This is a genomic window from Aeromicrobium sp. SP1 (assembly GCF_055663785.1).
Map to the genome: position 1 here is coordinate 1,602,108 of NZ_JBQVVK010000001.1, position 22,066 is coordinate 1,624,173.

Annotated in this window: 17 protein-coding genes; 4 read left to right on the forward strand and 13 right to left on the reverse strand. The window is 72.3% G+C overall.

From position 1 onward, the window contains the following. Positions 1-3 precede the first annotated feature (3 nt). From ACT26F_RS07825 to ACT26F_RS07850, 6 genes are read right to left on the reverse strand one after another with little or no spacing between them, the layout of a single operon-like run. Positions 4-204 (reverse strand): hypothetical protein, encoded by a 201-nt coding sequence (locus tag ACT26F_RS07825; protein WP_471669950.1) that lies wholly within the window; start codon positions 202-204, stop codon positions 4-6. A gap of 23 nt (positions 205-227) precedes the next feature. Continuing rightward, entirely contained in the window at positions 228-1,121 is an 894-nt protein-coding gene (locus tag ACT26F_RS07830; RefSeq protein ID WP_471669951.1) for a type II secretion system F family protein, read from the reverse strand. Then, entirely contained in the window at positions 1,118-1,972 is an 855-nt protein-coding gene (locus ACT26F_RS07835; protein WP_471669952.1) for a type II secretion system F family protein, read from the reverse strand. Before ACT26F_RS07835 ends, ACT26F_RS07830 begins: the two co-directional genes overlap by 4 nt. Before the next feature lies 1 nt (position 1,973). After that, complete coding sequence (locus ACT26F_RS07840) at positions 1,974-3,281, reverse strand: CpaF family protein (protein WP_471669953.1); 1,308 nt, start codon at positions 3,279-3,281, stop codon at positions 1,974-1,976. Continuing rightward, entirely contained in the window at positions 3,281-4,057 is a 777-nt protein-coding gene (locus tag ACT26F_RS07845) for a hypothetical protein (protein WP_471669954.1), read from the reverse strand. The genes ACT26F_RS07840 and ACT26F_RS07845 overlap by 1 nt, the downstream gene beginning before the upstream one ends. Then, positions 4,054-4,821 carry an SAF domain-containing protein gene (locus tag ACT26F_RS07850; RefSeq protein WP_471669955.1) on the reverse strand — a complete coding sequence of 256 codons (768 nt, stop codon included), beginning with the start codon at positions 4,819-4,821 and terminating at the stop codon, positions 4,054-4,056. Before ACT26F_RS07850 ends, ACT26F_RS07845 begins: the two co-directional genes overlap by 4 nt. A 203-nt stretch (positions 4,822-5,024) precedes the next feature. Here ACT26F_RS07850 and ACT26F_RS07855 point away from each other — a divergent pair, with 203 nt between their 5' ends. Next, positions 5,025-9,575, forward strand: a complete 4,551-nt coding sequence (locus tag ACT26F_RS07855; RefSeq protein ID WP_471669956.1) for an FtsK/SpoIIIE domain-containing protein — start codon at positions 5,025-5,027, stop codon at positions 9,573-9,575. A 49-nt stretch (positions 9,576-9,624) separates the two neighbouring features. Here ACT26F_RS07855 and ACT26F_RS07860 read toward each other — a convergent pair whose 3' ends face one another. Further along, positions 9,625-9,930, reverse strand: a complete 306-nt coding sequence (locus tag ACT26F_RS07860) for a WXG100 family type VII secretion target (protein WP_471669957.1) — start codon at positions 9,928-9,930, stop codon at positions 9,625-9,627. Between the two features lie 324 nt (positions 9,931-10,254). Here ACT26F_RS07860 and ACT26F_RS07865 point away from each other — a divergent pair, with 324 nt between their 5' ends. Genes ACT26F_RS07865 through ACT26F_RS07875 form a run of 3 tightly spaced genes read left to right on the forward strand, consistent with a single transcriptional unit; the run spans position 10,255 to position 13,164 of the window. Beyond that, complete coding sequence (locus tag ACT26F_RS07865; RefSeq protein ID WP_471669958.1) at positions 10,255-10,590, forward strand: hypothetical protein; 336 nt, start codon at positions 10,255-10,257, stop codon at positions 10,588-10,590. Positions 10,591-10,606: 16 nt separating this feature from the next. Further along, positions 10,607-12,589, forward strand: coding sequence for a DUF6571 family protein (locus tag ACT26F_RS07870; protein ID WP_471669959.1), 1,983 nt, complete (start codon positions 10,607-10,609; stop codon positions 12,587-12,589). Positions 12,590-12,591: 2 nt separating this feature from the next. Beyond that, a complete protein-coding gene (locus tag ACT26F_RS07875) occupies positions 12,592-13,164 on the forward strand; it encodes a hypothetical protein (protein WP_471669960.1) in 573 nt (190 codons plus the stop codon). 1 nt (position 13,165) lies between these two features. On the opposite strand, the gene ACT26F_RS07880 is transcribed toward ACT26F_RS07875, so the two are convergent. From ACT26F_RS07880 to ACT26F_RS07905, 6 genes are all read right to left on the reverse strand, one after another. Then, on the reverse strand, positions 13,166-14,278 hold the full coding sequence (locus tag ACT26F_RS07880) for a cysteine desulfurase family protein (RefSeq protein ID WP_471669961.1): 1,113 nt from the start codon (positions 14,276-14,278) through the stop codon (positions 13,166-13,168). Beyond that, positions 14,275-15,111 carry a carboxylating nicotinate-nucleotide diphosphorylase gene (nadC, locus tag ACT26F_RS07885; RefSeq protein ID WP_471669962.1) on the reverse strand — a complete coding sequence of 279 codons (837 nt, stop codon included), beginning with the start codon at positions 15,109-15,111 and terminating at the stop codon, positions 14,275-14,277. The genes ACT26F_RS07880 and nadC overlap by 4 nt, the downstream gene beginning before the upstream one ends. Next, positions 15,104-16,633, reverse strand: a complete 1,530-nt coding sequence (nadB, locus tag ACT26F_RS07890; protein ID WP_471669963.1) for an L-aspartate oxidase — start codon at positions 16,631-16,633, stop codon at positions 15,104-15,106. The genes nadC and nadB overlap by 8 nt, the downstream gene beginning before the upstream one ends. Next, positions 16,630-17,901, reverse strand: coding sequence for a quinolinate synthase NadA (nadA, locus tag ACT26F_RS07895; protein ID WP_471669964.1), 1,272 nt, complete (start codon positions 17,899-17,901; stop codon positions 16,630-16,632). Before nadA ends, nadB begins: the two co-directional genes overlap by 4 nt. Next, positions 17,898-18,548, reverse strand: coding sequence for an NUDIX hydrolase (locus ACT26F_RS07900; RefSeq protein ID WP_471669965.1), 651 nt, complete (start codon positions 18,546-18,548; stop codon positions 17,898-17,900). Before ACT26F_RS07900 ends, nadA begins: the two co-directional genes overlap by 4 nt. Positions 18,549-18,643: 95 nt before the next feature. Then, entirely contained in the window at positions 18,644-21,994 is a 3,351-nt protein-coding gene (locus ACT26F_RS07905; protein WP_471669966.1) for an error-prone DNA polymerase, read from the reverse strand. Positions 21,995-22,066: the final 72 nt, after the last annotated feature.

Genomic DNA, 22,066 nt, shown 5'->3' on the forward strand with positions numbered 1-22,066 from the left:
GGATCAGGGGTTCTGGATGTCGTTGCCGATGTCGTTGGCCTCGCTGGTCAGCGCGTTGACCAGGATCGCGGCGATGGCGCCGCACACCGCGACGAGCACTGCGGCGATGACGACCCACTCGACCGCCGAGGCGCCCTCTTCACGACGGGCCCGCTCGACACGGCCGCCGAGCTGGGCGACCAGGAACGTGAGAGCTGCATACATGGATTTCTCCTTCGGATGGGCGTTCAGAGCCCGGCGATGCCTGACAGCGCCGGGAAGATCAGGAAGACGAGGAAGCCCGTCGCCAGCAGCAGCTGGGCGATGAGCATGGACTGGGACTGCTCCTGCGCGCGGGTCTCGGAGTCGGCGAGCTCGCGCTGACGCATCGACGACGCACGCGCCGTGAGCGAGTCGCGCACCTTCGCACCGTCCTCGGCCACGAGGGCGAGCGCGGCGGCCAGGTCGCGCAGCTCGTCGACCGCCATGTCCTCGCCGAGCCGGCCGAGCGCGGCCCACGGCGTGACGCCCTGCAGACGGGCGTTGTCGATCGTGTCGCGCAGCCGCAGCATGCCCCAGCCCTGGCTGACGCCCGCCGCGGCGGTGAGCGCCTCGGGGACGCCCCGCCCGCCGGCGAGGTTCATCGAGACGAGGTCGAGGAACGCGCTGACGACGTGCCGGAAGTCGCGCCGCCGGTCGTTCGCCTCGCTGTGCAGCTGCACCTGCGCCAGCCCCGCGCCCGCGAGCGCACCGATGATCGCGAGCCACAGCGGAAGGGTCGGCGGCAGGACGCCCAGCACGATGAGCGGACCGAGCGCGATCGCCGGGGCGAAGGCGCCGACGATCGCCGCGACGAGGGTCGAGCCCAGATGGCTCTCGACCGACTTGTCGACGACGGCGAGGTCGGACCGGATGCCCGCCGGCAGTTCGACGCCGCGCACGGCCATGGCCGAAGCCAGCCGGCCGCCGAGGCGCTGCGACCGGGACTCGTCCTCGTGGACCCGGCGAGCCGGGCCACGACGGCGCTGGGCGTCGAGCCGGGCCAGCTCGGACGCGGCCGTGGCGCCGAAGGCCGGCGAGCGGCTCAGCAGCAGCCACGCGCCCGCTCCGGCGATCGCTCCGCACAACAGGATCCAGGTCATCGTGACTCCTGCCTGGCCAGCAGGAACCGCTCGGGCAGCTCGTACTCGGAGAGCCGGCGCATCCACATGAAGCCCGCCGCGAACAGGCCGATCACGACGATCAGGACGAGCTGTCCGATCGGCGTCGCGTACGGCTCGACGTAGGAGCGGTTGAAGATCGCCAGACCCAGCACGAACAGGACCGTGACGCCCATGACGATCTGCACGCTGCGGCGCGTGCTGGACCGGCCGGCGGCGATGCGGCGGCGCATGTCCAGGTCGGAGCGCGCCGACTTCGCCAGGGAGGACAGGACGTCGCGCAGGCCGGGGCCGCGCAGGCGTGCGTTGAGGATCAGGGTGGCGACGATCAGGTCGGCGCTCGGATCGTCGAGGTCGTCGGCGAAGCCCTGCAGCGCGGTCGGCAGCGGCGTGCGCACCCGCAGGCGGTCGGTGAGCGTCAGCAGCGCCGGCTGGACCGCGGGCGAGGCGGCGTAGGCGGTCGCGGGAATCGCCTGCTCGAGCCCGACGGCACCGGCGATCGTGTCGCGCAGGGACTCGGTCCACGCCGCGAGCCCCTCGAGCCGGGCCATCGCACGCCGCTCGCTGGCCAGGCCGCCGAACAGCGCGGGGGCGAACCACACGAGCAGGCCGACCGCGACCGCCAGGACGGGCCACGACGTCAGCACGAGGATCGCGAGGGCGGCCAGGACGCCCAGGAACGCCCGGCGCGCGCTGCCGCGCACCCGCGCCGAGAGGTTGCGGCTCGTGCGCAGCGGCGCCTCCTCGTGGTCGGACATGCCGACCACGACGAGCAGCACCCCGGCGCCGACGACGCCGCCCAGGAGCAGGAAGAGCAGGAGGTGGCTCCCCATGTCAGTACGCCTGACCCTCGTACGCGGTGGGCCGGTAGCCGAACATCTCGAGGTCCTCGATGCAGCTGACGGCCGCGGCGGCGTGCGCCACGCCGTCGGGGCCCTCGGCGAAGACCTCGCTGGACAGCACCCGGCCGTCGACGCCGTTGACCTCGCGCACCGACGTGATGAGCCGGCGCAGGCCGCCGCCGCGGTGGAACTCGTTGCGACGCTCGACGAAGACCACGAAATCGATCGCGCCGGCGATGAGCATCATCGTGGCGTCGGCCGGAAGCCGCTCGGCCGACTGGATCGCGTACGTGCAGATGCGGTTGAACACCTCGAGCGAGGAGTTCGCGTGGATCGTCGAGAGCGAGCCGTCGTTGCCCTGGCTCATCGCATTGAGCATCGTGACGATCTCGTCGCCCAGCACCTCGCCGACGATGACGCGGCTGGGATTCATGCGCAGCGAGCGGCGGACCAGCTCGGCCATCGCGATCGCGCCCTGGCCCTCGGAGTTGGGCAGCCGCTCCTCGAACGCGACGACGTTGGGGTGCAGGTCGGCGAACTCGCCGAGCCCCAGCTCGAGGGCGCGCTCGACCGTGATGAGCCGCTCCTGCGCACCGATCTCGTTGGCGAGGGCACGCAGCAGCGTGGTCTTTCCGGCGTTCGTCGCCCCCGCGATCATGATGTTCTTGCGCGCCGCGACGGCGGCGGACAGGAACGACGCGAGCTCGGGCGACATCGTCTCGCTCTCGACGAGCATGTCGAGCGACACCCTGCTCAGCCGCGCGCGGCGGATCGACAGGCTCGGCCGCTGGGTGACGCCCATGACGGCCGAGAGCCGGCTGCCGTCGGGCAGCCGCAGGTCGAGCTGGGGGTTCGCGGTGTCGAACGGACGGCTGGTCAACCCGGAGTAGGCGCCGAGCACCTGGACGAGCTCGACCAGCTCGTCGTCGCTGTCGGCGACCGGAGGCATCCGCCGCTCGTCGCCGTTGGCGTAGCCGACGAAGACGTTGTCGCAGCCGTTGATGTCGATGTTCTCGACGTCGGGATCGTCGAGCAGCGGCTGCAGCCGGCCGACGCCGTACAGCGCGGCGTGGATGCCGTCGGCCAGCTCGGCCTCCTCGGCGTTCGACAGCGGCGAGCGACCGGCCGAGATCTCCTGGCGGGCGTACGACTCGAGCACCCGCGCGATGACGGCGCGCGCGAACTGGCGCTCGTCCTCGGTCGACATGCCCGGCACGCCGGACGTGGCGTCCTCGCGCCGCTGACGCGACAGCGTGTCGGCAACCTCTTCGCGCAGGGTGCGCAGCAGCACCTGGTCCATCACGCCCCCTGCAGTGCGCCGAAGGAAGCACCGAAGGCGCGGATGCGCGGTGCGATGTCGACGAGCGATCGTGCGAACACGGATCGGGACACGGCCCGTGAGGCCGAGGCCGCACCGCGTGCGACGGCCTTCGGATCGTGGCCGATCGTGCCGAGCATCGTGACGTCGATCTGGGAGACCGCGAGCAGCCGACCGATGTCGTCGACCGCGCGCTGGTCGCGCGGATCGCCCACCACGACGACGCCGACGCCGATCGCGCCCGGGCGGCCGATCGACCACGGCTCGCGGAAGCCCGAGAGCCGATCGCGCAGGTGCGCGACCGCGGCGATCTCGGACCGGACGAGGAAGACGATCGCATCGGAGCCCTCGACGACCGGTGCCACGGGCGAGCCGGCCATGAAGCGACCACCGTCGACGAGGACGTCGGCCGGATGGGCGCGCAGCGTCCGCTGCAGGTGCGGCCACGCCGTGCCCAGGCCCTGGGCCTGACGCGGACCCGAGGCGCCGACGAGCACGTCTATGCCCTCGTAGGTCTGTTGCAGGTGGTCGGCGAGCGCGACCTCGTCGCCCGAGCGTGCGGCGGCGCCGAGCGACACGAGGCCGCGGTGCTCGTCGAGCGCGTTGCCGTCGGCGTCGCGCTCACGGGTGGCGACATCGCCGCCTACGGGGTCGAGGTCGGCGACGACGACCTCGGCGGGCCAGCGCGCGGCGAGGCCGATCACGGCCGTGCTGACGCCGGGCGAGCCCTTCGCGGAGACGAAGCTGACGACGGTCATCGGTCCGCCGCCAGGCTGCGCAGCCGATCGGTCTCGGTCACCGCCACGCCACGGTCGACGAGCGACATGCCGATGCGGTTGTTGCCCGCCGCGTCGACGACGGCGTCCGAGACGTCGAGCGTGACGAGCAGGCGTGCGGCCGCGGCCTCGTCGCTGCTGCCACCGCCGAGGACTCCCCCGCTGCTCTCCACGGTGGGACCGCTGAGCACGAGGGCGACGGCCAGCGGCTGGCCCGCGGTGCCGCCCTCGCCGATGCGCACGACCCGGACGAGGTCGCCGGAGTCGAGGCCGTCCGGCACGCGGCCCTCGACGAGCGGCACGCCCACCTCGGCGACGTCACCATCGGCGAGCGGGTTGGACGTCACGAGCATCGACGTGTCGAGCAGCTGCCCCTGCGACATCGGCACCTTCGCGTACGTGCCGATGACGCTCGAGGCCTGGTCGGCGGGCACGAGCAGTCCGGAGTCGGAGGCGACGTTCGTCTCGCCGAGCAGGTCGCTCGTGATCTCGGTGCCGGCGGGCACGTCGTTGCGCAGCACGAGCACGGGCTCGCGCGAGTCCATCCGCAGCGCGAGCAGTCCGGCGAGGGCTGCGCCGCTCACGATCAGCAGGACGCCCAGCAGCGCGAAGGCCGGCCGACGTCGTCGCGGCGGCGAGGCCTTCGGCCCCGCGGACGTCGCGCGGCCTCCCACACCGCGCGCAGTGCGAGCGCGCTGCCGATCCTGTGCGGCGTCGGTGACGGGCTCATTGGTACGAATCGCCATCGATTGCTTCCCCTCGAAGTCACGTGCAACGTCGTGCGACCCGGGGTTGTCCTTCGGCGCTCCCACACGCCGCACACCCCCGTGGACCACGCCATCGTAGCCCTTTCGAACCAGAAGGGCCGACCGGGAGGCACCCCCGGAATCGGGGGTATCGGCCGGTCGCGCGGCGGCCGAGCGCGAACCCGGCCCCTAGGCTGAGGGCCATGCGATTGCTCGTCACGGCGGAGGCGGCGACGTCGGGGGAACGCCGCGACGTCATCGTCGGCTATGCCCCGGCCAGCACCGTCGGCGACCTCGAGGCCCTGCTGCAGTCGGAGTTCAGCAGCCGCACACCGCACCATGACGTGGCCGACGTGATCGACCTGGCCTCCCGGCGCGAGCACGATCCGGCCGGGCCGGGGCTCTTCCTCGGCTCGCGCCGCCTCGACCCGTCGACGACGCTCGCGACGGCCGGCATCCACCACGGCGCGATGGTCGGCCTCGGGGGTCCCACGACGCTGCGGGCCACCGAGCCCGAGGGCCTCGTCGAGGTCCGGATCAGTTCGGGGCGCAGTGCGGGGCGCGTCCACCGGCTCGGCATCGGTACGTGGACGATCGGCTCGGCCGAGCACTGCTCGATCCGCGTCCCCGGCGCCCCCGACGTGGCCGCCCGGCTCGAGGTCGACCCGCGCGGCGCCGTCACGATCGAGGTGACCGACGCCGCCCGCGACGCGACGCTGCCGGTGCCCCAACGTCGCGAGCAGCCCACCGAGCCGATCGTGCTCGAGGCCAGCGTGGCCACGACCCTGCGCCGCCGCTTCCGACGTCGCCGACCGGGGCCGAGCGCCCTGCAGCAGGGGCGCCAGGTCGATCCGACGGCACCGCTCCCGCTCGTCCGGCTCGACCGGGAGCCGATCGCCCAGGCCGAGCCCTGGCCCGAGGGAGCCGTGCTGGGCGTAGCCGACGTGCTGCTCGAGCACGGCCGGGTCAGCGCGCCCGATGCCTCGCTGTCGCCCTCGCCGAACGGCCCGGAGCTCGACTACAACCGGCCGCCGCGGCTGCACCCGCCGGCGCGCACCCGCGAGTTCTCGCTGCCGACCGAGCCCCAGCGGCCCGACAAGGCGCCGATCCCGGTCGTGATGCTGCTGTCGCCGCTGTTGATGAGTGGCTTCATGTACTGGCGGACGGGCTCGATCTACTCCCTCATGTTCATGATCCTGATGCCGCTCATGATGCTGCTCAACGCCTCGGGCACGCGGCGGCAGCAGAAGGCCCGCTACCAGGCGCAGCTCGCGGAGTTCCACCGCCGGCGCGCCGACGTCGAGCAGGCCGCCGTCGCGTCCCTCGTCGACGAGCGCGGGCAGCGGCGGTCGGTCTACCCCGATCCGGCCTCCGTCCTGCTGTTCGCGACCGGCCCGCGCGCCCGGCTGTGGGAGCGGCGCCGCTGGGACCCGGACTTCCTCGAGCTCAGGCTCGGCACGAGCGACCTGCCGTCGGACGTCGTCGTCAAGGACGCCACGCGCGAGCAGCACGAGGGTCCACTGCGGTGGACGGCGCCGGACGTGCCCGCCGTCGTGCCGCTCGCCACGACCGCCGTCCTGGGTGTCTGCGGGCCCGAGGACGAGTGCCTCTCGACGACGGCCTGGCTCGTCGCCCAGGTCGCCGCGCTGCACTCGCCGGCCGACGCGTCGCTGTGGATCTTCACCGACCGCTCGCGCGCGCAGGACTGGGAGTGGGCCAAGTGGCTGCCGCACGCCCGCACGAGCGACGACCACCCGCGTGCGGCCCGGCTGTCCTTCGAGGACGAGGACCGCGCGGGCATGATCTCGGAGCTGACGGCTCTCGTCGACCGGCGCAAGGAGCTCGACACGGACGAGCGGCAGGCCCTGCCCTCGGTCGTGGTCGTCCTGGACGGCGCACGTGAGCTGCGCATGGCCCCCGGCATGACCTCGCTGCTCAAGTCGGGTGTCTTCGTGCACGTGTACTTCGTGTGCCTCGACCGCACCCCGCGCGAGCTCCCCGAGGAGTGTCGCGCGGTCGTCGAGCTGTCCGGCGACCGGCTCGACCTGCAGACCTCCGCCGAGCGGCACGTCGACGGCGTGCGCCGCGACGTCGTCGAGCCGGCTTGGCTCGAGCGGCTCGGCCGCGCCCTCTCGCCCATCCGCGACGTGAGCACCGAGGACCTCAGCTCGACGCTCCCGGCCGCGAGCCGGCTGCTCGACGTGCTCGGCCTGGACCGGCCGAACGGTGGCGCCCTCGTCCGACGCTGGTCCGGCGGCGGACGCACGACCCGGGCGGTCATCGGCGAGGGCCTCGAAGGACCATTCTCGATCGACGTCCGCGCCGACGGCCCGCACGGCCTCGTCGCCGGCACCACCGGCTCGGGCAAGTCCGAGCTGCTGCAGACGATCATCGCGTCGCTCAGCGTCGCGAACCGACCGGACGAGTTCAACTTCGTGCTGATCGACTACAAGGGCGGCGCGGCGTTCAAGGACTGCCAGCACCTGCCCCACACGGTCGGCATGGTGACCGATCTCGACGGCCACCTGACGACGCGCGCGCTGGAGTCGCTCGGCGCCGAGCTGCGCCGTCGCGAGCACCAGCTGGCGGACGCCGACGCGAAGGACATCGAGGACTACCTCGCCGCCCGGCGGCCCACCGACGAGCCCATGCCGCGACTGCTCATCATCATCGACGAGTTCGCGGCGCTCGTCGCCGAGCTGCCCGACTTCGTCACGGGCCTGGTCGACGTGGCCCGGCGGGGGCGATCCCTCGGCGTGCACCTGATCCTGGCCACGCAGCGTCCCGCCGGCGTCGTGAACGCCGAGATCAAGTCGAACACCAACCTGCGCATCGCCCTGCGGGTCACCGACGCCAACGACTCGGACGACGTCATCGAGTCGAAGGCCGCGGCCGAGATCCCCAAGGCCTTCCCCGGCCGCGCCTACGCCCGACTCGGGCACTCCTCCCTCATCCCGTTCCAGAGCTCGCGGGTCGGCGGCCGGCCGGTCGGTGACGAGCGACCCGAGCTGCAGTCGCGCGGGTTCGGGGTGCACGAGCTGCTCGTGCCGGCCACCACCGGGACCGACGAGGAGGACGTGTCGGTGCCCACCGACCTGGCGTCCCTCGTCGGCGCGATCCGCGAGGCGAACGACCTCGTCGGCCTGCCGCCCATGCGCAAGCCCTGGCTGCCGCCCCTGCCCGAGACGATCACGCTCGACCAGCTGGCGGCGCCGTCCGCCCCGGAGGACGACGCGACGGCGGACATCGCGCCGATCGTCTTCGGCCGCGTCGACCGGCCGCACCTGCAGCAGCAGGAGAACGCCGTGTGGGACCTGCAGCGGGCCGGTCATCTCGTGATCGCCGGACAGTCCCGCTCGGGACGCTCGTGGGCCCTGCGCACGCTGGCCGCCGCGATCGCGCGGCAGACCTCCCCCACGGACGTCCACGTGTTCGGGATCGACGCCGGCAACAACGCGCTGCTGCCGCTCGTGTCGCTGCCGCACGTCGGCGCGGTCGTCACGCGGACGCAGATCGACCGGCTCTTCCGGCTCTTCGACCACCTCGGTCGAGAGCTCACGCGTCGGCAGCAGCTGCTCGCCGAGCAGGGCTTCGCCGACGTCGCGGAGCAGCGCGCAGCCGTCGCCCCCGAGCAGCGGCTGCCGTACCTCGTCGTCCTGCTCGACCGCCTCGAGGGCTTCACGAGCGCCTTCGAGTCCGTCGACGGCGGCGTGCTGCTCGAGCGCCTCGTCGGCCTGCTCCAGGAGGGCGTCGGCGCGGGCATCCGCATCGTGATCGGTGCCGACCGGTCGGGCGTCCTGGGCCGCTACGCCCTGCTGGTCGACGACCGGATCGTGCTGTCGATGAGCGATCCCTCGGACTACTCCGTGATCGGCCTGCCCACCAAGCAGGTTCCCGCCCACGTCCCGCCCGGACGCGGCTTCCGTGCGGGCGAGCGTCCTCAGGAGATCCAGTTCGCACTGCTGGAGGGCTCCGGCGAGGGCACCGCGCAGGTGCGCGCGCTGCACGAACTGGGCCGGGCCGTCGCGGAGCGTCACGGCACCCTGCCACGCGACCTGCGTCCGCACCGGATCGACGAGCTCCCGGTCGCGATCGGCCTCGACGAGGCACTCGCCCTCGAACCGGCCGAGGCATCGCTCAGTCCGACGTTCGTGCCGATCGGCGTCGGCGGCGACGAGCTGACGCTGCGCGGCTTCGACCCGCTGCTGACCGGCCCGGGCTTCCTCGTCGCAGGACCTCCGCGCTCCGGCCGCAGCACCGCCCTGCTGCTGCCGGTCGGGCGCCACCTGTCCCGTCGGCTCGACGTCCTGGTGATCGCGCCGCGACGCTCGCCCCTGCGCGACCTGGCCGATCGCCGGGTGCGCGTGCTGACCGGCTCCGAGCCGATCGAGGAGGTCCGGGAGGCTCTCGCGGGCCTGCGGCGCCAGCATCTCGTCGTCGTGGACGACTTCGAGGTGCTCGGTGCGGACTCGCCCGTCGGTCAGCTGCTCGGGGAGACGCTCGGCGGGATGCGTGACACGCCGAACGCGATGATCGTCGCCGGCGGCATCGACGAGCTCGGTGCGGTCTACCGCGGCCTGCCGTCGGACCTCAAGCGCGGCCGGACCGGGTTGGTCCTGGCCCCACGGGCCTCGAACGACGGCGACGTGCTCAACGCCCGGCTGCCGCGCTCCGTGGGTGCCGCGGTGCCGCCCGGACGCGGCGTGCTGATCTCGCCGTCGGGCTTCGCGTGGGTGCAGGTACCGAAGTCCTGAGACGAGACCGGCCCCGCCCGGGGTGGGCGGGGCCGGACTCGGTGGTCTTTCAGCGGGGCGACTGCAGCGGCGACAGCACGGGGTGCTGGTCGGCCTCCTTGGCGCCCTCGGCGAACTTGTTGTGCTGGAACGCGACGTCGGTTCCTGCGTTCGAGAACGCCTGGCACAGCTGCGTGAGCGCCTGCTTGAACTGGATCCACGCCTCGTTGAACTCCTTGGCGCCGGTGGACTGCCACTCCTCGTTCGCCTGGTTCAGGGAACCATCGACGTTCGTGATCATGACGTCCGTCTCCTGCATGGACTTGTTGAGCGTGTTGTACAGCGCGTAGAGATCTTCGATCCGTGCTTGCACCATCGGGAATTCCCCCTCGTCGTGTGGCCCCGGTCATGGCTGGGAGCCGTTCGTGGACACCGGCAGCCTAACCGAGGAGCGGCCGTTCTGGTCAGTGTGCATGGTCCTTTCGGACCATCCACCCCCCGGAACCGGGGGGTGGCGCGAATTCTCCACCGGGGCCCGCCGTCGCGGTCGTTTCCGCGCTTTTGCCGTGTCCGCCCGGCGCGGAGGCGAGGCCGCGGGTCTCGTTCCGGCGCCTCGTCGGCCGATTCCGATGGCTCGAAGTGGCTACATCCGTGCGCTAGCGTGTCCCTCGAGTGCGGGGCAGGGGGAAGGAACCACACGATGACACCCGAGGACACCGAGGACACGACGGAACTGAACCTGTTCCGGCACACGCTGACGTCGGCCAGGACCACCGTGGTGAGTTGCGGCGAGACCGTGCACTCCGGCTACGGCTCCCCGCTCGACGCGATCGCCAACCCGCTCGCGAACGGCGGGTGGGTGTGCCCCGAGGCCGACGAGTGGATCGCCGAGCTGAAGGACCAGTGCCAGGGCATCCCCGAGGCATTCGACGACGCCGTCTCCACGATCCAGAGCCGGATCAACTCCGAGCCCGACCGGGTCCCCGAGAACGACTGGCGCGGCACCGTGTGGCCGAAGCACTGGTCGATGCGCTGAGGCCGGAGGAGACGCCATGACCACGGTCGAGATCGACATCGAGAAGATCGGCTCCGCCATCACGGCCGCCGAAGGGTTCGTCGAGCGGATCGACGGCCAGCGGGCCCGCGCCACGTATGCGACGCCGATCTCGCTGCCCACCCTCTCCGAGGACACCCTCGGCAAGAAGTCACGCTGGCTCGAGGACAACCTCGAGGAGCTGCGCACGCGGCGCGACCTGGCCATCCTGCTCGACCGCGAGGGCACGGGCACGGCGACGTACGAGGTCGCCTCCGACACCCTCACGAACGTCCAGGAGCTGCTCGGCAAGGAGCTCGCCCACGCGACCGCCGACCTCGGCTACGACCCGGATCCGGAGGATCTCCAGCGGATCGCCGGGGTGCTCGCGACATGGCAGCGCGACCCCGAGGTCATGGCCGCCATGTACACCGAGCTCGGCCCCGACGGCACGGTCGGCGCGATGGCCAACATCGCGACCGCGATGAGCTACAGCGGCGTCCCCTACGACGACCTCGCCGCGTTCGCCGACCAGGTCCGCAGCGGTCTCGCGACGGCCTCCAACGCCCCGGGCTTCCCCGCGACGTGGTTCGGCGAGGAGCTCGTGCGCTACAGCGTCGCCCCGCTGCTGACCGACGAGGAGCAGCGCGCCTTCGACGACGAGTTCGGTATCGGCATGAACGGCGCCAACATCCTCACGTACTTCATGAAGGACACGAACTACTCCGACGACTTCCTGCTCGGCGCCGCGAACACGCTGGACGACTTCGAGCGGCTCGCCAAGGACGGCTACATGCCGGCCGAGGTCTGGTACTCCCACAACGGCTACGGCCCGCTGGACACCGGCAACGACACCGGTTGGTACGACGATCCGATGGCCGCGATCATGCACAACCTCGGCGAGAACCCACAGGCCGGCCTGACCTTCTTCACCGAGCCCACGGCCGACGGCTGGAACCGCCAGGACTACTACTTCGACGAGCGCGAGTGGAAGGCCGACGGGTACGGCGGCATCTCGCACGCCGCCGAGGGCATCGGCACCGACGCGACGAACCTGACGAACGACCCCGAGGCGACCACGAAGCTCGTGTCGTCCTTCTTCGACCTCATCGCCGACAGCGACGGCTTCAACGCCAACGACGCGCAGGCCGCATCGCCGTACGTGGCCGACCTCATGAAGTTCTACATGCCCGCGGTCGACACCGCGCTGCGGTTCCCGAACGAGGACGGCACCGCCGACTCGCAGTCGCTGACGATCGACAACTTCGGCACGTTCGACCACTATCCGGTCATGTTCACCGACGATCTCGACTCCCTGATGCAGGTCGCGATGAGCACGGGCGACGGCGCCGGCAGCATCGCCGAGGGCATCGGCGCCTACCAGCAGACCCAGGTCAACAACATCTCGGCCGCGCTGGCAGCCGACCCGGACAACCCGGACCTGCGGATGCAGCTGCGCGACGTCCTGCAACGCTCGGCGTCCCTGCAGGGATTCGGCGAGTACTCCATCGGCCAGGTCGAGATCGACGGCGCCGAGAGTCGCGACGCGCAGCGGCAGGCCTTCATCGACCTCGTCGGCGACGCGGCCGGGCTCGTGCCGCTGCCGGGCGCGGACGCCGTCGGCGACTGGGGCAGCAAGCTGATCGACTTCGGCTACAGCCAGGCCGTCGACCTCGGCAAGGACGCCGCCGGCGACGCCTTCACGTCCGAGGCGGCCGCCGCCACCGACAACGCCAACGACCGCGCCGCGGCGGGCACGAACCGGGTCAAGATCACGGCCTACCTCGCCCTCGTGGAGTCCGGTGTCATCGAACGCGACGAGGTGCCCGACTCGTTCTACCGCAACGGCCGGCTGATCAGCGTGGGCGACATCTCCGCGGACCAGCTGTCCTCGTACGCCCAGACCGCGATGTCGGGGGTCAGCTCGTACGCGTCGAACAACGACCTCGAGGGACCGTACAAGGACGAGTTCATCGACTACTACGGTCCGGCTGGAGGCTGAGGGTGCGACGACTCATCGCGGTGCTGGCCGTCGTCGCGGCCTGCGCCGCGTGCGGCGAGGACGACCCGGCCGCCGACCACCCGCAGTTGCTGCAGCAGTCCGACCTGCCTGACGTCTCGAAGGTGGAGGCGGACGAGGGCCACAGTGCGAGCAAGACCGTCTGCGCGCCCCTGGACGTCGAGTGGAACGTCGCATCCACCGAGGGCGAGCCGGCGTTCCTGCGGTACACCCTCGACGGCGGCGACTCGGTCGTGTCGACGGTGCAGGGTGTCGCGCTGACCCAGTCGTCGATCGACTACACGTTCGACCGGGTCGACGCGGCGATCGAGGAGTGCGTCACCGACCCGCCGCCGCACGGGACCTTCGCGCGGCTCGACGGGCTGCCCGACGGTGCGATCGGGTTCGTCGAGACCCAGGAGACCTCGAAGGGCACCCGCACGACCGAGCGCGCCTACGGCCGCGTCGACGACGAGCACGCCGCCGTCGTCACCGTGACGCACACCGGCGACGGCGAGCCGTCGGTCACGGTCGCCGAACTGCTGCCGAAGGCCCTCGACCGGGCCCAGGACGACTGAGTCACCCGACGAGGTCGCCGACGACCTGCGCCGTCCGCGCGAGGTCCTCGTCGGTCACCGTGTCGTCGAAGGTGAACCGGATCGCGGTCTGCGCGGTCTCGCGGTCGAGGCCCATCGCGGTCAGGACGTGGCTGGGCTCGTCGCTGCCGGCGGCACACGCCGAGCCGCTGGACGACACGATGCCGCGGGCGTCGAGATCGACGAGGACCGACTCACCGCTGCGGGCGGCGCCGGTGAACACGAACGACGCGTGCCCCGGGAGGCGGCGGGTGGGATGACCCGTGAGCCGCGCTCCCGCCACCCGGTCGCGCACCGCGGCCACGAAGCGGTCGCGGCGGTCGCTCACGACCGCCGGGTCCCCGTGCGTCAGCTCGAGTGCCGTCGCGATCGCCACGGCGCCCGCGACGTCCTCGGTGCCCGAGCGCCGGCCGTCCTGCTGTCCTCCGCCGTGCACGAGCGGCTCCCAGCGTTGGCGCCGATCGGCCCAGAGCACGCCGATTCCCTTCGGGGTGCCGAGCTTGTGACCTGACAGGCTCAGCGCCGTGACGCCCAGAGCGCGCACGTCGAGGTCGAGCCATCCGCCGGCCTGCACGGCATCGGTGTGGAACGGCACGCCCCGCTCCCCCGCGACCGCCGCCAGCTCGACGACCGGCTGGATCGTGCCGACCTCGTTGTTGGCGCACTGCACGCTGACGAGGGTCGTGTCCTCACGCAGCCGCCTCGCGAGCTCGCCGGGATCGACGAGCCCCTCCGCGTCGACCGGCAGCACCTCGATCTCGAAGCCCAGCCGGCCGAGCCACTGCGCCGACTCCAGCACGGCGGGATGCTCCACCGCGCTGACGAGGACGTGACGGCCGCGCGGGTCGGCGAGCGCGACCCCCTTGACCGCCGCGTTGTCGGACTCGGTGCCGCCCGAGGTGAACGTGACCTCGGCGGGCCGGGCGCCCAGCGAGCGCGCCACGCGGGCCCGGGCATCGTCGAGCGCGCGGCGGGCGGCCGCCCCGACCTCGTGGTGGCTCGCGGGGTTGCCGAAGTCGCGGGTCAGGTACGGCCACATCGCCTCGAGCACCTCCCGGCGCACGGGAGAGGTCGCGGCGAGGTCGAGGTACGTCACGAGATCCGCACGTCCAGGCCGAGGTCGAGGTTCGCGACGGCATGCGTCAGGGCGCCGACGCTGATGACGTCGACCCCGGTCGCGGCGATCGCCCCGATCGTGTCGAGACGGACCCCGCCGGACGCCTCCACGAGGGCCCGGCCGTCGACGAGCTCGACGCCCCGACGCAGGTCCTCGACCGAGAAGTTGTCGAGCATGATCGTGTCGACCCCACCTGCGAGCACCGGCTCGATCTGGTCGAGCCGGTCGACCTCGACCTCGACGTGCGTCGTGTGCGGGAGCCGGGCGCGTGCGTCGCGGATCGCCGTGGTCACGTCGTCGACGAGGGCGAGGTGGTTGTCCTTGGCCATCACCGCGTCGGACAGGCTGAAGCGGTGGTTGTGGCCGCCGCCGCACCGCACGGCATGACGTTCGAGGGCGCGCAGGCCCGGCGTCGTCTTGCGGGTGTCGACGACCCGCACGCCCGGTCCGGCGGCCTCGACGTACGCAGCCGTCAGGGTCGCGATCGCACACATCCGCTGGACGAGGTTCAGCGCGATCCGCTCGCTGCGCAGCACCGCCCGGGCGTTGCCGCGGATCGTCGCGAGCCGCGCTCCGGGCTCGAAGGCCTCACCGTCGCGAACCCACAGCGTCACGTCGGCATCGGGATCGACGGCCGTCATCGCCACCTCGACGACGTCGGCGCCGGCGAACATGCCGGCCTCGCGCGCGACGAGGTCGGCGGTCGCGACCGCGTCGGCCGGGATGAACACCTCCGACGTCAGGTCGCCGTGCGGGGCGTCCTCGTCGAGTGCCGCCTCGACGACGCGCTGGACCTGTCGGCGCTCAAGCATGCGGCACCTCGCGCCGGGTCGTCGAATGGACCGCCCACGACGGGTCGGTCGCCGGGAAGTCGGTACGGAAGTGACCGCCGCGCGACTCGCGGCGGGCGAGCGCGGCCGTGACGACGGCGCGGGCGACGACGAGCAGGTTGGCGTCCTCGGCGGACTTGGCGTCCGTGACCTCGGGAGCGACCCAGCCGGAGAGCACATCGAGCGCCTCCCGCAGATCGGTCGCGTTGCGCGACAGGCCGGCCGCGTCCCACATGACGTGCTGCAGGTCGGTCCGACCGAAGGCCTCGGTGCCACCCACGACGTCGACGGTCTCCGGCTCGGCCCAGTCGGCGTCGAACGCGGCGGCGGGCAGGTCGGGATCGAGGACGGCATCGCCGACCCGACGGCCGAACACCGCACCCTCCAGCAGCGAGTTGGACGCGAGCCGGTTCGCCCCGTGCAGTCCGGTGCAGGCGACCTCGCCGACCGCGAACAGACCGGGCACCGACGTGCGACCCCACAGGTCGGTGCGGACTCCGCCCATGAAGTAGTGCGCGGCGGGCGTGACCGGGATCGGCTCACGGGACCAGTCGAAGCCCCGGGCACGCACCACCGCGTCGATCGTCGGGAACCTCCGGGCGAGGAACTCCGCGCCGAGCGCCGTGGCGTCGAGCCGGACCGGTCGACCCGCCTGCCGGGCCATCTGGTCGGCGATCCCGCGGGCGACGACGTCGCGCGGGGCCAGCTCGGCGGCGGGGTGGACCTCGAGCATGAAGCGGCGGCCGGCGTCGTCGACCAGGACCGCGCCCTCGCCGCGAACGGCCTCGGACACCAGGGGGTTGCCGGGGACGGCCAGCGAGGTGGGGTGGAACTGGTGGAACTCCAGGTCGGCCGCCACCGCACCGGCCCGCAAGGCGATCGCGAGCCCATCGCCGGTCGCCACGGCGGGGTTCGTCGTGTGCGGGAACAGCTGGCCCGCTCCGCCCGTCGCCAGCACGACCGCGTCGGCCGCCATGACCCGACCCTCGGACGAGTCACCGAGCAGGCGCACCCCGCACGCGCGTCCGTCGCGCATCACGACGTCGACGACCGTCGTGTCCTCGAGGACGCGCACGTCGCTCGCCCGCAGCCGGGCGATCAGCGCCGTGGCGATCGCCGCGCCGGTGGCATCGCCGCCGGCGTGCAGGATCCGCTCGTGCGAGTGGGCTGCCTCGAGTCCGCGGGCCAGCCGGCCGTCGTGGACGTCGAAGAGGACGCCGCGAGCGATCAGCTCCGCCACGGCCTCCGGTCCCTCGGCGCACAGGACCTCGGCGGCCTCGTCGTCGGACAGCCCGGCACCAGCGGAGAGGGTGTCGGCGACGTGAGAGGCGACGGTGTCGTCCGGATCGGTGACGACGGCCACGCCGCCCTGCGCGTAGAACGTGTTCGACTCGACGAGTCGGGTCTTGGTCACGAGCGTGACGGTCACGCCGGGCCGGGCGACGGCGTCGAGCGCCGTGGTCAGGCCGGCGACTCCCCCGCCGACGACGACGACGTGGGTCATGACCGCGCCTCGGCGGTCACCGGCCGGGGCTGCGCCGCGAGCATCCGCTCGAGCGCGACCTTGGCGTCGGTCGCGACCTCGTCGGCCACGACGATCTCGTTGCGGACCTCGCCCTCGACGAGGCCGTCGAGCACCCAGGCCAGGTAGCCCGGATGGATCCGGTACATCGTCGAGCACGGGCACACGACGGGGTCGAGGCAGAAGATCGTCTTGTCCGGGTGCTGGGCGGCGAGCCGGTTGACCATGTTGATCTCCGTGCCGACGGCGATCACCGCGCCGGCGGGCTGGGCCGCGATGAACTTCTGGATCGCGTCGGTGGATCCGCTCGCGTCCGCCGCGTCGACGACCGCCATGGGGCTCTCGGGGTGCACGATGACCTTGCAGCCGGGGTGCTCGGCGCGTGCCTGCTCGATCTGGGCGACGCTGAACCGCTTGTGCACCGAGCAGAAGCCGGGCCACAGCAGCACCCGCGCGTCGCGCAGCACCTGCTCGTCGACCCCGAGGCCGGGCCGGCGCGCGTTGATCATCGGCATCTGCTCGAGCGGCACGCCCATCGCCTTCGCCGTGTTGCGGCCGAGGTGCTGGTCGGGGAAGAACAGCACCCGCCGGCCCCGCTCGAAGGCCCACTCCAGCACCGTCGAGGCGTTCGACGAGGTGCACACGATGCCGCCGTGGCGTCCGCAGAACGCCTTGAGCGCCGCCGAGGAGTTCATGTACGTGACGGGGACGACGGGTGTGCCGTCCTCGTCGGCGTACAGCTCCATGAGGTACTCCCACGCCGTCTCGACGGAGTCCTCGTCAGCCATGTCGGCCATCGAGCAGCCGGCTGCGAGGTTCGGCAGGATGACGCGCTGTTCGGGCCGGGCCAGGATGTCGGCGGTCTCGGCCATGAAGTGCACGCCGCAGAACACGATCGTCTCGGCGTCCGGCTTCGTGAGAGCGGCGTTCGCGAGCTGGAACGAGTCACCGACGAAGTCGGCGTACTGCACGACCTCGTCCCGCTGGTAGAAGTGCCCCAGGATCACGAGCCGGTCGCCGAGCGAGTCCTTCGCGGCGCGGATGCGCGCGTGGAGCTCGTCGTCGGACATCCGCTGGTACGCCGCGGGCAGCTGACCGGGCCGCGTGACCGGCGCGGGGATCACGTCGTCCTCCGAGGCGCCCGGACCATAGCCGGGGAACCGGTCGAACTCCCACGGCCCCTTCGCCAGGTCGGCGTCGCACGTGCTGCCGGGCGCCGACACGACGAGGTCGTTGATCGAGATGGTCATGGTCGCTCCAGTCGATAGAGGGCGGGAGGGCGGTGGCTCGCACCGGTGACGTGCCGGCCGGTGGCGACGAGGCTCGGGTGCGCGAGCGCCTGCCGGCGGAAGTTGGCGGGGTCGAGGCGGACCTGCCGGACCGCCTCGTGGACCTCGCGCAGCTGGGCGATCGTGAACTCCTCGCCCGTGAACGCGTGCGCGATGTCGGAGTACGTGATCTTGGCGCGCAGCCGGCCGAGCGCGTACGTGACGATGTCGTTGTGGTCGAAGGCCAGCGCCGGGACCTCGTCGGCGACGAACCACTCGACGTTCTCGCCGTCGATCGCGCGGGCGTCCTCGTCGGGACGCACGAGCGCCCAGTACACGATCGAGACGACGCGGTCGGGCGAGCGGTCGAGTCCACCGAAGCTGTACAGCTGCTCCAGGTGCGACGGCTCCAGGCCCGTCGTGCGCTGCAGCGTGCCGCGTGCCGAGCCGACGAGGTCCTGCGCCGGCTCCAGGGGCCCGCCGGGCAGCGCCCACCGGCCGAGGAACGGCTCGCGGATCCGCTTCACGAGCGGCAGCCAGAGGGTGTCGCGACCGGTCACGGGATGGGGACGCAGCGCGAAGATGACCGTCGACACCGCCAGCTCGATCCGCTGCCGCACGACGACCACCTCCTTAGGGTCGCCGCGACCTTAACCGCTTCCTTTTGGTCATGTCAACCCTAAGTCTCGCGAGTCGGCGAGCGGCGTGTCGAGACCACTGCCCGTCACCGGTAGTCGCGGGAGCGGTGGCCGGGCGGCAGGGCGGGATCGAGCAGGGGCTCGATGACCTCGGCCACGAGGTTGACCGCGCCCTGCTGGTGCTCGAGCCGGCCGCGCACCACGACCGCCGCACTCGAGCGGGCGACCGTCCGGTGTCGCTGCCACACCGCGTCGAAGACGACGACGTTGAGCATCCCGGTCTCGTCCTCGAGGTTGAGGAACGTGACGCCACCGGCGGTGTAGGGGCGCTGCCGGTGGGTGATCAGTCCCGCCACCCTGATCCTGCGGTCCGTTTCATGATCGGCCAGAGAGCCCACGGCCAGGATTCCTGCCGCGTCCAGCATCGTCCGCAGGTGCGCGAACGGATGCTCCCTCGGCGAGATCCGGGTGGACTCGAGGTCGGCCAGGGTCAGCTCGACGTCGCTCATCCCCGGCAGCATCGGCGGCGGCGCCACGATCGCCGTGCCCGGCAGCCGGTCCTCGGCGTCGGTGTGGCCGGCGTTCCACAGCGCCTGCCGCCGCGAGAGCCCGAAGCCGTCGAAGGCACCCGCGGTCGCCAGCTGCTCCTGCTGGGCGCGGGTCAGCCCGCACCGACGCAGGACGTCGGCCATGTCGGTGAACGGCCGACGCTCCCGCGCCGCGACGATCCGCTCGGCATCGGCGACCCCGATCCCCTGCACCGACGTCAGGCCCAGCCGGACGGCGTGCCGACCGTCGCGGCGGTGCACCGAGAGGTCGGCGTCGGGGTCGAACGGTCCCACCGGCGGCTGGTCGTGCGCGGCACAGGCCTCGAGACCCGTCGGACCGGGCGATCCCTCGAGGTCGGCGTGCACCCCCGACAGTGCGATGTCGGGCCGGCGCACCTCGACGCCGTGCCGGCGGGTGTCGGCGACGAGCGACTGCGGCGAGTAGAACCCCATCGGCTGGGCACGCAGCAACCCGGCCAGGAAGGCCGCCGGATGGTGCAGCTTGAGCCAACTGCTCGCGTAGACCAGCAGCGCGAAGCTGATCGCGTGGCTCTCGGCGAAGCCGAAGTTCGCGAACGCCTGGATCCGGCCGTAGATGTCGTCGGCGCGCTCGCCGGTGATGCCGTGCTCCTTCATCCCCGCATACAACTGGGCGCGCAGCCGGTCGATCTTCTCGATGCCGCGCTTGGACCCCATCGCGCGGCGCAGCAGGTCGGCCTCGTCGCCCGTGCAGTTGCCGAGCGCCATCGCGATCTGCATGAGCTGCTCCTGGAACAGCGGGACGCCCAGCGTGCGCGCCAGGATCGGCTCGAGCACCTCGTGCGGGTAGGTGATCTCCTCCTCGCCGAGCTTGCGCCGGATGTACGGGTGCACCGCGCCGCCCTGGATGGGACCGGGCCGGATCAGCGCGATCTCGATGACCAGCTCGTAGAACCGGCGTGGCCGCAGTCGCGGAAGCGTGCCGATCTGGGCGCGGCTCTCGACCTGGAACACCCCGATCGAGTCGGCGCGGCACAGCATGTCGTAGACGCCCTGCTCCTCCTTGGGGATCGTCGCGAGCGACCAGTCCTCGCCGACGCGGTCGCGGACGAGGTCGAAGGTGTACTGGATCGCGCCGAGCATCCCGAGCCCGAGCAGGTCGAACTTCACCAGCCCCATGTAGGCGCAGTCGTCCTTGTCCCACTGCAGGACCGTGCGGCCGGGCATCCGGGCCCGCTCGATCGGCACGACCTCGCCCACCGGCCGCTCGGTCAGCACCATGCCGCCGGAGTGGATGCCCAGGTGCCGGGGTGCCTTCATCGCCTGCTCGGCCAACGCCACGACCGGCGCCGGGATGTCGTCCGCCTGTCCGGAGTCCTCGGTGCGGATCGAGCTCCACGAGTCGATCCGCTTGCTCCACGCGTCCTGCTGGCCGACGGAGTACCCCAGCGCCTTGGCCATGTCGCGCACCGCGGACTTCGGGCGATAGCTGATGACGTTGCAGACCTGGGCGGCGTTGCGGCGGCCGTACTTGTCGTAGACCCACTGGATGACCTCCTCGCGGCGGTCGGAGTCGAAGTCCACGTCGATGTCGGGCTCCTCGTCGCGCGAGGCCGACAGGAACCGCTCGAACGGCAGTCCGTAGGCGATCGAGTCGACGGCGGTGATCTCGAGGGCGTAGCAGACCGCCGAGTTCGCCGCCGAGCCGCGACCCTGGCACAGGATGCCGCGCCCGCGCGCGAACGCGACGATGTCGTGGACGATGAGGAAGTAACCGGCGAAGTCCTTGTCCTCGATCACCGCGAGCTCGCGCTGCAGCCGCGCCTCGGCCCCCGCACGGTCGTGCGCGTAGAGCTTGTCGGCGCCGCGGCGCACCAGCTCGCGCAGCCAGCTCATCGGCGTGTGACCGGGGGGCACCTCCTGCTTCGGCAGCCGCGGCGAGGCCTTGCGCAGGTCGAACGCGCACGCGTCGGCGACCTCGACCGAGCGGGCCACCGCCCCGGGCCACCGCGCGAACCGCTCGGCCATCTCCGCCCCCGAGCGCAGGTACGGCGGCGGCGCCAACCAGCCGTCGAGGTCGGCGAGACTGCGCCGGGCCCGCACCGCGGCGAAGGCCTGCGCCAGCCGGGCGTCGCCCGGTCGAGCGGCGTGCACGTTGCCCGTGGCCACGACCGGCAGGCCCAGGCTCGCCGCCCAGCCGGCCAGCGCGTCGTTGGCCGGGCCGTCGCCCGGTCCCCCGTGGTCGGTCAGCTCGACGACGACGGAGTCGGCACCGAACAGGTCGACGAGACGGCGCAGCCCGGTGATCCCCTCGCGGCGTGCCCAGCCCTTGCGGCACCCGGTCAGCACGGTCCACCGGCCCCGACCCCGGTCGACCAGCTCGTCGAGGTCGTAGGCCGGCCGGCCCTTCTCGTCGCCGGCGAGGTTCGCCTCGGTGATCGCGGCGGCCAGGGCGTGGTAGCCCTCGACACCGCGGGCCAGCACCAGCAGGTGGTCACCCTCGGGATCGGGCGCGCCGTTCTGCGGCCCCGTCAGACCGAGCGACAGCTCCGCGCCGTACACGGTGCGCAGACCGTGCAACCGGGACGCCTCGGCGAACCGCGCGGCACCGCTGAAGCCGTCGTGGTCGGTCAGCGCGAGGGCGGACAGGCCCAGCCGCACGCCCTCGCGCACGAGCTCCTCGGGGTGGCTCGCCCCGTCGAGGAAGCTGTGGTTGCTGTGGCAGTGCAGCTCGGCGTACGGCACGGCGTGCTCGGGCCGCTCGACGGTCTCCGCGGGCCGGTAGCTGCCGCGCTTGCGGCTGAACGCCGGTCCGTCCCCACCATCGGGCACCGGCGCCGGATCCTTCCACCGTCCGGACAGCCGCGCCTCGAGCTCGCGCCACGAGATGTCCGGGTTGTTCCACCCCATCAGCGGGCTCCCTTCCGGTGGTCGAGTGGCTCCGCGAGGAACGAGCGGGCGTATCGAGACCACCCATGGCTG

Excerpts from the sequence above, each read along its gene's own strand:
- ACT26F_RS07835 (WP_471669952.1), bottom strand. The coding sequence starts at position 1,972 with ATGGGGAGCCACCTCCTGCTCTTCCTGCTCCTGGGCGGCGTCGTCGGC.
- ACT26F_RS07865 (WP_471669958.1), top strand. The coding sequence starts at position 10,255 with ATGACACCCGAGGACACCGAGGACACGACGGAACTGAACCTGTTCCGG.
- ACT26F_RS07840 (WP_471669953.1), bottom strand. The coding sequence starts at position 3,281 with ATGGACCAGGTGCTGCTGCGCACCCTGCGCGAAGAGGTTGCCGACACG.
- ACT26F_RS07850 (WP_471669955.1), bottom strand. The coding sequence starts at position 4,821 with ATGGCGATTCGTACCAATGAGCCCGTCACCGACGCCGCACAGGATCGG.
- nadC (WP_471669962.1), bottom strand. The coding sequence starts at position 15,111 with ATGCTTGAGCGCCGACAGGTCCAGCGCGTCGTCGAGGCGGCACTCGAC.
- ACT26F_RS07845 (WP_471669954.1), bottom strand. The coding sequence starts at position 4,057 with ATGACCGTCGTCAGCTTCGTCTCCGCGAAGGGCTCGCCCGGCGTCAGC.
- ACT26F_RS07855 (WP_471669956.1), top strand. The coding sequence starts at position 5,025 with ATGCGATTGCTCGTCACGGCGGAGGCGGCGACGTCGGGGGAACGCCGC.
- nadA (WP_471669964.1), bottom strand. The coding sequence starts at position 17,901 with ATGACCATCTCGATCAACGACCTCGTCGTGTCGGCGCCCGGCAGCACG.
- nadB (WP_471669963.1), bottom strand. The coding sequence starts at position 16,633 with ATGACCCACGTCGTCGTCGTCGGCGGGGGAGTCGCCGGCCTGACCACG.
- ACT26F_RS07830 (WP_471669951.1), bottom strand. The coding sequence starts at position 1,121 with ATGACCTGGATCCTGTTGTGCGGAGCGATCGCCGGAGCGGGCGCGTGG.
- ACT26F_RS07860 (WP_471669957.1), bottom strand. The coding sequence starts at position 9,930 with ATGGTGCAAGCACGGATCGAAGATCTCTACGCGCTGTACAACACGCTC.
- ACT26F_RS07825 (WP_471669950.1), bottom strand. The coding sequence starts at position 204 with ATGTATGCAGCTCTCACGTTCCTGGTCGCCCAGCTCGGCGGCCGTGTC.
- ACT26F_RS07905 (WP_471669966.1), bottom strand. The coding sequence starts at position 21,994 with ATGGGGTGGAACAACCCGGACATCTCGTGGCGCGAGCTCGAGGCGCGG.
- ACT26F_RS07870 (WP_471669959.1), top strand. The coding sequence starts at position 10,607 with ATGACCACGGTCGAGATCGACATCGAGAAGATCGGCTCCGCCATCACG.